Origin of the sequence: Pseudolactococcus raffinolactis NBRC 100932 (genome assembly GCF_001591765.1) — a bacterium.
Classification (GTDB): domain Bacteria; phylum Bacillota; class Bacilli; order Lactobacillales; family Streptococcaceae; genus Pseudolactococcus; species Pseudolactococcus raffinolactis.
This window is the reverse complement of the sequence record NZ_BCVN01000112.1, coordinates 1-553: the sequence shown is the minus strand read 5'-3', so window position 1 is coordinate 553 and position 553 is coordinate 1. Positions and strand designations below refer to the sequence as shown.

Annotated in this window: 1 protein-coding gene; it reads left to right on the top strand. The window is 34.2% G+C overall.

The features are described from left to right. Positions 1-197: 197 nt before the first annotated feature. On the top strand, positions 198-553 hold a 356-nt coding region (locus LRA01S_RS10685; RefSeq protein WP_373279985.1), incomplete at its 3' end, for a major tail protein.

Here is a 553-nt window from a genome sequence, read left to right as displayed (position 1 = left end):
GCAAAACATTTGAAATTTTAAGAAAAGCCAGATATATAAGAACATATAGCTATAAACAAACACCGTCATCCATCTTAATCAATAAAACTAAAATCGAATTTGGCGAAAAAACTGATTGGACTATAGCACCAGAAGACGAAGAATACATGAAATTGCAACTAATTTAAAATAAAAAATAGAAAATGGAGAATTAAAAAATGGCAACACAAGAAAATAAAGTCGTTTATGGACTTAAAAATGTACATTACTCAAAAATGACAATTGACCAAACGGGTAAGGTTGTTTATGCTAAACCGACAGCGATTCGTGGCGCTGTAGAAATTAGCTTGGAAAGTAAAGCTGAGTTAGTAAGTTTTGAAGCAGACAATGAAGTCTATTACTCAGCACCAGGAACTTCAAGTTATGAAGGGACACTAACACTTGCAAAAGTGCCTGACGCTTTCTTAGTTGATATTTTGGGTGAAGTGTTAGACGAAACAGACGGAGTTCAAACAGAGGTAGACGGAGCAAAAACTTCAAACTTTGCATTACTTTTTCAATTTGAAGGCGATGT